Source organism: Enterococcus casseliflavus NBRC 100478 (assembly GCF_001544095.1).
Taxonomy (GTDB): Bacteria; Bacillota; Bacilli; order Lactobacillales; family Enterococcaceae; genus Enterococcus_D; species Enterococcus_D casseliflavus.
On the sequence record NZ_BCPT01000024.1, the window covers coordinates 29,611 to 39,542 of the forward strand.

A 9,932-nucleotide genomic window follows, 5' to 3' on the forward strand; every position below is an offset into this window, starting at 1 on the left:
AACAGATAATTCTATATGAATCGAAAAAAAATCACAACAGTTTTTATATTTTTGACCATTATTTACAATTTTATTGCGATGTTCGCTTGCTTTTCCAAAAGACATTCTATAGAATGTAAACGAATAGAAACCAAAAAAAATAGGCACCCCGTAATTCTGTTGGCGCAGACTTACGAGGCCCTGATCAGTCACTTCTCTAAACAGGATGACCAATCAAGTTGCCATAGTTGATCCCTAAAGGCTCAACGTGTTTATTGTACCGAAAATCTCGCGGTTTTTCTAGTGATTCCAGCGATTTTATCGGAAAAAACGCGGGATGCTGGAGGTTTATTTTGCTGTGTCAAGTCATTGGACATTTCCTGTCTGATGACTTTTTTTGCGTGTGTTTCGTTTCTTATTGGCGCCGATAAGAAAGAACCTACGCCTTTCTAGTGACGATTAGAAAGAAGTCGATTACACCTGACGAGGTGAGACAGACAGTGATGTCCACGGTATAGAAGAGGGGATAGCGATGATGAAATCTTACTTTGTGTTGTCCCTCAGTCTATAAGGAACCAGTGTGACAGCAGACGAACTAGGGTCAGCTTTATCCACTAGAAGTGCGTAACTTGCCTAGGTTTCTATTCTTAAAAAAAGAAGGTCGCTTTCTTTACCATGGCAAGCGGGTTCATCCCTTTGAATCCGCTTACCTTCAAGAAGTGAAATATTAAATAGAAAAGAAGGTCTTTTTATGAAAAAAATGCATTATTATCTTTTATTGATGATCGCAATGCTCGTATTGGGCGGATGCACGGAGATGAACCAAACGAAAACCTCCGATACAACAATCAATACAAGTGAACAAACAGAACAAAGTATAGCATCAGCAACTGCAGAAGAACAAACGGAAGATGGGTTTAGCACTTTAGAAAATAATAACCCAACACAAGAACGAATCGATTATTTGTTAGATAAGGCAATGTATTATTATTGGCACGGGGGAGACCTCAAGGAAAATGAACGTGAGGTTTTTGCTGGATTGACCCTTAAAGGGGATCAAGAAGTACGTGAGGAACTGCTGAAGCAAGTGATACGTCTAGATCCAGTCACCACTGATTATCGACGCTCATTAGCCAGTACAAAAGTGATCAATAATAAACTGGATGAAGCAGTGGCGATTTTTAAAAGTGTAGTTGAGCAAGAACCAGAAAACTATCAAGCACTTGTTCAGTATTACGTATATGCAGGTTTATTAGAAGGCTCCTTTGATGAGACAGTGTATAAGAAAATGGAAACCTTAAATAAAGCCCAAACAGAAAAATTCAAAGATGGATTTGAACGCATAGAAGCGGTACGCAAGCAAGAAGTGCCGACTGCGATCAAAGAATACGAAGAAAACCACTTATTTATTTTACTCGGTTATGCCTTAGATGATGAAGGGCAAATGCAGGAAACGTTGATCAATCGCTTAGAGCATGCATTGAAACTTTTGGAGAAAAATCCTACAGCGAAAATCATTGTGACAGGAGGCGTTCCGAAGAAAGAGAATACGGAAGCAAAACTGATGCACCAATGGTTGATTGAAAATGGCATTGACGAGAAGCGAATTATTCAAGAAGCATTGGCAACAGATACGATTGAAAATGCCTTATTTTCAATTGATTTAGCAAATGAGCTTGATTTCAGTAATAAAATCACAGTGATTAGTTCTGCGAGTCATGTCCGCCGCGGAAAAGTTTTGTTTGAAACTGCGGATCGTATTATCAATGGTCAGCTGCATCCACAAGGAAAGCCTAAATACGAGATAGACATCATTGGTGAACCAGATAATGAAGAGCTGATCAAAACCTCAACGGAACAAGAGCGCCTTGTTTTGTACCGTGATTTGCTGCGGATCGAAGGCATCTGGCAATACCCAAACTTGCAGCGATGAGAAAGGTATTCGATTCAAAAACACATCACACAAATGACAGAGTTGGAGGAATCAAGAGAGATGAAAGGATATATGCAACGAATCGGGCGTTCATTGATGCTACCAGTGGCTACATTACCAATTGCAGCACTTTTTATGGGGATCGGTTATTGGATCGATCCTAGTGGTTGGGGAGGTAACAATTTACTTGCTGCCTTTTTGCTGATGACTGGTAGTACGATTTTAGATAATTTAGGTATTTTGTTTGCTGTCGCACTGGCATATGGTATGGCTAAAGATAAGAATGGTGCTGCCGCTGTTTCTGGACTAGTCGCTTTTTTAACACCGATCACGTTGCTAACACCGAGCGCTGTAGCTATGTTTCAGGGTATAGATGCTGAAGCGGTCAATATTGCTTTTTCTGCCATCAATAACAAAAATGTTTTTATCGGTATTTTGGCAGGGATCGTTGCTGCTGAGACCTATAACCGATTTGGGCAAGTCAAGTTACCAATGGCATTTTCTTTCTTTAGTGGTAAGCGACTAGTTCCGATTTTGACAACAGCGGTTATGGCCATCGCATCGGCGGTTTTAATTTTCCTTTGGCCAACGGTATACAGTGGACTCGTATCATTTGGTGGTTGGATCTCCAGCTTGGGAGCCATCGGCGCTGGTTTATATGGGTTCTTTAATCGGCTGTTGATCCCGACTGGCTTGCATCACGCCTTAAACAATGTTTTTTGGTTCAATATTGCAGGGATTGATGATATTGGCAAGTTCTGGGCGAGTGAAGGAGTCAAAGGTGTGACTGGGATGTATCAGGCGGGGTTCTTTCCAGTGATGATGTTTGGTCTACCTGCCGGTGCTTACGCAATTTATCAATGTGCAAGACCTGAGAAGAAAAAACAGATTGGCTCATTAATGGTTGCGGCAGCCTTTGCTTCTTTCTTTACTGGGGTGACTGAACCCTTAGAGTTTTCTTTCATGTTCGTTGCTTGGCCGCTATACCTCATCCATGCTGGATTGACTGGTTTATCATTGATGATTGCGGCAACTTTCCAATGGACGGCTGGTTTCAATTTCAGTGCAGGTTTTATTGATTTTCTTTTAAGTTTGAGGGTTCCTATTGCCAATAAGCCTTATATGTTGCTTGGTTTAGGAGCGGCGATGGCAGTTGTTTATTACTTTACTTTCTATTTTGCTATCAAAAAATTCAATCTAATGACACCTGGCAGAGAGAAAGATGACGTTCCTTTTTCCAAAATGAAGGCAAAAGAAGGCCAAGATAATCACCATGCGCTAGCCCGAAAAATTCTTGTCGCATTAGGAGATACCATAAACATTCAAAGTATCGATCACTGTGCCACGCGCTTACGAATTGCCGTAAAAAAGGTAAGTATCGTTGATCAAAAGGCACTCAAACAACCACCAATTGCAGGACTTGTCGTCATTGATGAACAGCATTTACAGTTGATTATTGGAACAGATGTAGGGTTCGTTGCTGAGGCATTGGACCAAATGATGAGATAGGTTGCCATTGCTCATGAAATGACAGATGGATAGAATGGTCGGGTATCTTTGCACAAAAAGTACAAAGATACCACCATTGTGAAGCGCTTTATTCTATGATACCCTGATAACAGATAGGAGGAGATAAGGATGTTGCGTTTCCAAATATGAAAAGGGTAGGCTGGTGTTGACGACAAGTTGTCCTTGTACGAAACATTCGGAGGAAGAGAAAATGAATACCCAATTAATTGATAAGAGATTAGAACAAAAGCAAAAAGAGAACGCTTTTTATGGCAATATTCGTGTGGTCAAAGCTGACAAGGTTTTGGTGGATCGCACTTTTGGCTATGCAAACGATGCAGACAAATTGCCAAATCGTGCCCATACCCGTTTTGGCATTGCCTCAGGTTGCAAGCTTTTTACGGCACTAGCCATTTGCCAATTAGTTGAAGCAGGCAAACTGAGCTTTGACACGACACTGCAGGAGTGTGTTCCCGATGTATTGCCAAACTTTGATCAAGCTGTGACTGTTCATCATTTGCTGACACATACCTCTGGTATCCCTGACTATTTTGATGAAGAAGTATCCGATGATTTTGAAGCACTTTGGCAAGACTTGCCGACCTACCGAGTGCGAACCCCCCGTGATTTTTTGCCCCTTTTTCAAAGAAAAGCCATGACTGATCCAGTGGGAAGCAAGGTCAAGTACAACAATGCAGGGTACATCCTCTTAGGAATGGTGGTGGAAGCAGTTAGCGGCTTACACTTTACCGACTATATTGAAAAGAATATTTTTGAAAAAGCAGAAATGACAGATGCTGGTTACTTTGCCCAAGACACGCTGCCTCGCAATACGGCATTGGGATATATTGAAACGGAATCAGGACTTAAAACCAATATATTTTCCATCCCAGCCAAGGGCGGACCGGATGGCGGTGCTTATGTATCAGTTGAAGATTTAGAAAAATTCTGGCATGCATTGATCAGCGGGCAATTACTGAGTAAAACAATGACCGAGATATTTTTGACACCACAAGTCCATGAGGAAGATGAATTTTTTTATGGCTATGGCGGTTTGATGAAAGTGGTAGAACAAAAAGTGGTGAAGTACATCCAGATGGGCTATGATCCAGGTGTCAACTACCATTCCGTCTACTACCCAGATCAGCAGTTGTTGATCGCGGTATGTTCAAACAAATCGGCACATGCCTATGAAATGCAAGAAGTGTTAGAAGAATTTTTCGTAGACTAATGAAGTAAGACCGAAACAGAGAGGAAGTCTGCTGTTTCGGTCTTGTTTATGTATGTAACCTACATAGTAAGTCTTTGAAAAATGAAAGAGAGCAATTGGTTTTTTGTTTTCCTAAACGAAATCTATATTTAATAAACGAATTGGCGAGCAGTTGTTTTCTAAAGTACCTTTGATTAAAATAAGCACAGCAGCTATCATATACTAACTAAGCAAAGGAGTATGCTACATGCTAACAGGCAACAAAGTCACTTTAACCCCTGCGGAAATCAAAGATAAAGAAGCGGTCTATCAATGGTGTTTTCACTCTGAAACCACAAAGTATCATTCCGGACCACCTTCTTATCCTAATGCACCGATCGCCACTGAAGCAGAGTTTTTTGAGGACTATCAAGAGTATTACTTTACTGGTGCCCAACCGCAAGATGGCAGAGGCTTTTTGATTCTACATGCAGGTGAACCGATTGGCTTTATTAGCTACTCCTCATTTCATCTAAAAGACGGCATAGCAGAACTGGATATCTGGTTGAATCGGGAAATTCATTGCGGCAAAGGATTTGGCACCGATGCGATCGTCACCCTCGGTGATCATTTACATGAAACATTCGGCATTCAAAAATTGATGATGCGACCATCTAGAAAAAATATTGCTGCAGTCAAATCTTACGAAAAGGCTGGTTTTACGCAATCTTCCCAAGACCTTGCTGACTATTTGTTGGAAGAGTATCTTGATTTATATGCCGAAGGGGATTATGGGGCAGAAGAAACGGTGACATTGATCAAAACGTTTCCGTCAACTGCATTGAGCTGATCTATAACAGTCGGCTTCAAACGGTTAAAGGTTATTTCATGAAAACAGTCCATTTCACTTTGCAAGCAAGGGGAAATAGAGTGTTTTTTTACCTTTTAGCAATTTAAGGTCATTCAAAATACTCGTTCTTCGCTCTGTCTTCTAACTTCGTTCGCACGCTAAATTCCTTTCTATGCAACAGTTATCGAAAAATCGCATAAGTCCCCACCATTGCTATTCCAGCATTTAGAACAAAACATAAAATAAACATAGTTTTTTTTCAAAATTCCGAGAAACAGCGAGAATGTTTGTGCTATAATGGTCGCTCACTGAAAAAATTCAACAGAATCTGGGAGGGTATAGCATGCAGGAATACATTACGATCCACAACGCCAGGCAGAACAATTTGAAGGGCTTTGACTTGAAGATTCCCAAAAGAAAAATCACGATTTTCACGGGTGTCTCTGGTTCAGGCAAGTCATCGATCGTCTTTGACACGATCGCACAAGAAGCTGGGCGACAGCTGAATGAGAACTTTTCGAAATTTGTCCGCAACTTTTTGCCAAAATATAGCCAGCCCGATGCGGATGCCATCGACAATCTTTCGATGGCGGTAGTAGTTGATCAAAGCCGTTTAGGCGGCAATTCCCGCTCCACATTAGGGACGATCACGGATATCAATCCTTTGATCCGCTTGCTCTTTTCTCGTCTTGGTCAACCGTATTTAGGCCCTGCATGGAATTTCTCCTTCAATGACCCTCATGGGATGTGTCCCACTTGCGAAGGGATTGGGCGCATCGTCGGGTTAGATTTAGAAAAGGCACTGGATCTTGAAAAGTCCTTAAACGAAGGGGCGATCCTGCTTCCTGGCTATAAAGTCGGCTCTTGGCTGCTGAAGTCTTTCACCAATACGGGCTTTTTTGACAATGACAAGCCATTGAAAGAATATAGCGAAGAAGAAATGAACCGCTTTTTGTATGCCCAAGGAGAAAAAATCGATTCCTTGTATATGGAAGGGATGAGTTCCACCTATGAAGGCTTAGTCGCTCGTTTTAATCGCTCCAATATCAAAGGTGGCAATGAAAGCTCCGCTGCTACCCAGAAGAAAATCGCTTCTTTCATGAATGAGCAGAAGTGTCCTGACTGTCAGGGAAACCGATTCAATCCACAAGTACTCGCGTGCAAAATCGCGGGCTATTCGATTGCGGACTTTTTGGCGATGCAAGTGGATGAACTATTGACGGCTCTTCAAGAAATCTCGGAGGAGAGTGTCCAACCACTGCTTCAAAACATCCAAGCGAGAATCACTGATCTAATCAATATCGGGTTGGATTATGTTTCCTTAGATCGTGAAACGACGACCCTTTCTGGTGGGGAAAGTCAGCGGGTAAAAATGGTCAAACACTTGTCTTCTAGCTTGAACGATGTGATCTACATTTTTGATGAACCGAGTATTGGGCTGCATCCAAGGGATGTCCATCGATTGAATGAATTGTTAGTCAAACTACGGGACAAAGGAAACACCGTCATCGTAGTGGAGCATGATCCAGATGTCATTAAAGCAGCTGACCATATTATCGATGTTGGTCCTAAAGCGGGGAAAAATGGCGGCTATATTACCTACGAAGGAACCTTTGAAGGATTGCTGCGCTCAGATACACTGACTGGCAAAGCATTTGGACAGATGGTGGACTTTAAAGAAGCACCTCGCCAGAGTCATCAGGTTATCGAAACGAAAAAATTGACGCTGCATAACTTGAAAAATACAGCACTGCGGGTGCCATTAGGAGTATTTACAGTGGTGACCGGTGTCGCTGGTTCTGGAAAGAGTAGTTTAGTGAATGGGGTTTTTGCTAAAGAATACCCTGAAGCCATTACGATCGATCAATCAGCGGTGGCGGGAAATATCCGCTCCAATCCAGCGACCTATTCTGGGATCATGAATGACATTCGGAAGTTATTTTCCCAAGAAAACAAGGTCTCAGCAGGTCTTTTTTCCTACAATTCCGAAGGCGCCTGTGAAACGTGCAAAGGCCACGGGACCATCAAGATGGAACTGTCCTTTATGGATTCCGTCGAGGTTTTGTGTCAGGCCTGTGGCGGCAAACGGTTTAAAGAAGAAGTCTACCAGTATCGCTTGAAAGGCAAGTCGATCGATGAAGTCCTTGCCATGAGCATCACAGAAGCGGTGGAATTCTTTGAGGAAAAAGCGATTCAAAGAAAACTAAAACAGATTTTGGCTGTGGGACTAGGATACATGACCCTTGGACAGCCATTGAATACCTTGTCTGGTGGTGAATGCCAACGACTGAAGTTAGCAAAAGAATTAAGCAAAAAAGGCAATATCTACATTATGGATGAACCAACAACCGGATTGCACATGGCAGACATCAAGAGCATTTTGGCGATCATCGAACGGCTAGTAGAAAAAGGCAACACGGTGATCGTGATCGAACACAACCTTGAGGTCATGAAAGCAGCGGATTGGCTGATCGATGTCGGCATTGATGGCGGGATTCGCGGTGGCGAAGTGTTGTACGAAGGGATTCCAGAAAAACTGATCGAGTGCCAGTCCTCGATTACTGCCCAGTATTTATTTTAATGAGAAAACCAAAATAGCCGCAAGCAGCTCTTTCATCGAGCGCTGCTTGCGGCTTTTTTTCTTTTTCCTCCAGCAAAAAAGAATATGATAAGTCTAAAAAGTGAATTTCTCCTCGTTATTTTTTTCATTTTTAGTAGGTTTTTTGATTAAAAATATATAAATTTGAGTATATAATTACCAAATAGTGTGCTGTTTATGTAATAGTATAGAAAAGAATTTCTTGAGAAAAGGAGTGGGATGAATGAGAGAGTTGCAATTGGCCTTCATCAGCAACCGTACGACCGCGCGCTTGTTTCGGCTGCTGAGTACGATTGAGCGAGACCGTGTGTTCACGATTGGCGACTTAGCAGAGCGCAATCAGGTGACGCAACGAACGATTGCCAATGATATCAAATACATGAAAGAATATTTTGGGGACAGTATTGCCCTCGTTTCGGGCAATAGCGGGTTTGTTTTCGAAGAGAAAAAGCCAGCAGACTATCAAAAAAGAAAGCAAAGCTTGTTAAAAAATGAATGCTTATTTGAAATTATCGGGAATATTTTCCATGGCAAACTATCTAAGGTGGATGAGCTGGCACATCATTATCATTTTTCAGAGAGTACGTTTCGGCGTCTACTCAATCAGCGAAACCCTATTTTAAAAAGCTATGGCTTGCAGTGGGCATCTAATCCCTTAACGATTGAAGGAAGTGAAGCCAACTTGCGTAAGTTTTTCAAAGATTTTTATTACGAAGGTGTGGAAACGATCTATACGTTGGTTCCAGATCAAGCCTTGCATGACTTGATCTTAGGTCAATTGGAGGACAAGTTCGGCTATTATGAAATCGGATCTGGGGCGACTCCCGCAGCGTTTTACTACACGTTTTATATTGCCATCAAGCGTGCGAGCCTCGGCTATCGTATCACTATGCCGAAAGAACTGGTTAGACAGGCGTATAAAGGGAACAGTTTTTCCAAGCTATACGCACTGAAGGAAGGCATTGAAAAAATCTATCAGGTTCAGCTGCCCAAAGAAGAATTCGCTTGGATCTACTTAGTCACCTTGTGCAAGCGAACCTTGGATCAAGAAGAACGAGAGGAAAAATTTTACCAACAATTTCATCAAGGCGAAGCCATCACAACTGTGACGGACTTGTTTCTTCAAAACCATGAGGTTCCCCAAGCACAAGCCAAAACGGTTGCGACTTTTTTACGTTCTTTCTTTTTATCGAGAAAAATTAACCATGCGATTGCGCCGGTTTTGAACAAGGAAATGGATGATATCAAAGAGGTGATCATGCGTTCCAACAGTGAGAGTTACCAAAAGAACTTACAATTTCTTAAGGAGCAGAGCAAAAAACTCTCTTTGTCTACTGCCTACTTAGAAGACATCTGTGTCAGTTTAACGATTTATAGCGAGCTGATTTTCGATTATTATGCACCAGCAAAAACCATTTATTTCCTCTTAGAAGGGGATCATTTTGTGTGCCAGCATATCCAAACAAGAGCGATCCAGCGATTTGGCAGCAAGCATAAATTGACGTTTGTTCAACTGCAATATTTAACAAAACATACGCTTCATGCTGCCCATATCGATTTGATCGTGACCAATTACAATCGCTACCTCGTTGATTATAAAGTCAAAACAGATTACTTATTGTTAAAATCTCTCCCGGATGATCGCGATTGGGAACACCTCGAAAGGAAAATAAATCCCCATCAAAAACCGCTCTTTTAAACCAATTGCTGTGCTGTTCACGCGTTTAAATAGGTATGTTATTTATTCATCTATTTCAGGTGTTTATGAAAATAATGATTTTCCTTTGAGAAACGAGCACGCTATTCTTAGTTTAGTAAGGAACACGCGTGTCATACTTACAAATAATTTGTCCCAATAACCTTCGTTTTTGAG

General features: G+C 41.7%; 5 protein-coding genes and 1 pseudogene. All 6 read left to right on the forward strand.

The genetic code is table 11. The annotated features are described in order from the left end of the window. Window positions 1-730 precede the first annotated feature (730 nt). The 6 genes and pseudogenes from ECA1_RS15360 (at window position 731) to ECA1_RS15385 (ending at window position 9,758) form a co-directional block, all read left to right on the forward strand. On the forward strand, window positions 731-1,912 hold the full coding sequence (locus tag ECA1_RS15360; protein ID WP_060792965.1) for an ElyC/SanA/YdcF family protein: 1,182 nt from the start codon (window positions 731-733) through the stop codon (window positions 1,910-1,912). Between the two features lie 60 nt (window positions 1,913-1,972). Next, a pseudogene (gene nagE / locus ECA1_RS15365) lies at window positions 1,973-3,418 on the forward strand (N-acetylglucosamine-specific PTS transporter subunit IIBC); the annotation flags it as partial. Window positions 3,419-3,632: 214 nt separating this feature from the next. Next, window positions 3,633-4,652: a serine hydrolase domain-containing protein gene (locus ECA1_RS15370; protein WP_060792967.1), complete on the forward strand. Its 1,020-nt coding sequence runs from the start codon at window positions 3,633-3,635 to the stop codon at window positions 4,650-4,652. A gap of 226 nt (window positions 4,653-4,878) precedes the next feature. Further along, window positions 4,879-5,460: a GNAT family N-acetyltransferase gene (locus ECA1_RS15375; RefSeq protein WP_060792968.1), complete on the forward strand. Its 582-nt coding sequence runs from the start codon at window positions 4,879-4,881 to the stop codon at window positions 5,458-5,460. Between the two features lie 343 nt (window positions 5,461-5,803). Continuing rightward, window positions 5,804-8,041 carry an ATP-binding cassette domain-containing protein gene (locus ECA1_RS15380; RefSeq protein ID WP_060792969.1) on the forward strand — a complete coding sequence of 746 codons (2,238 nt, stop codon included), beginning with the start codon at window positions 5,804-5,806 and terminating at the stop codon, window positions 8,039-8,041. 241 nt (window positions 8,042-8,282) lie between these two features. Next, window positions 8,283-9,758: an AcpB/EbpR/MafR family transcriptional regulator gene (locus tag ECA1_RS15385; RefSeq protein WP_015508951.1), complete on the forward strand. Its 1,476-nt coding sequence runs from the start codon at window positions 8,283-8,285 to the stop codon at window positions 9,756-9,758. The last annotated feature ends 174 nt before the right edge of the window (window positions 9,759-9,932 follow it).

What these genes read in the sequence shown, in the direction of transcription:
- ECA1_RS15360 (WP_060792965.1), top strand. Translation starts at nt 731, where the DNA reads ATGAAAAAAATGCATTATTATCTTTTATTGATGATCGCAATGCTCGTA.
- ECA1_RS15370 (WP_060792967.1), top strand. Translation starts at nt 3,633, where the DNA reads ATGAATACCCAATTAATTGATAAGAGATTAGAACAAAAGCAAAAAGAG.
- ECA1_RS15375 (WP_060792968.1), top strand. Translation starts at nt 4,879, where the DNA reads ATGCTAACAGGCAACAAAGTCACTTTAACCCCTGCGGAAATCAAAGAT.
- ECA1_RS15380 (WP_060792969.1), top strand. Translation starts at nt 5,804, where the DNA reads ATGCAGGAATACATTACGATCCACAACGCCAGGCAGAACAATTTGAAG.
- ECA1_RS15385 (WP_015508951.1), top strand. Translation starts at nt 8,283, where the DNA reads ATGAGAGAGTTGCAATTGGCCTTCATCAGCAACCGTACGACCGCGCGC.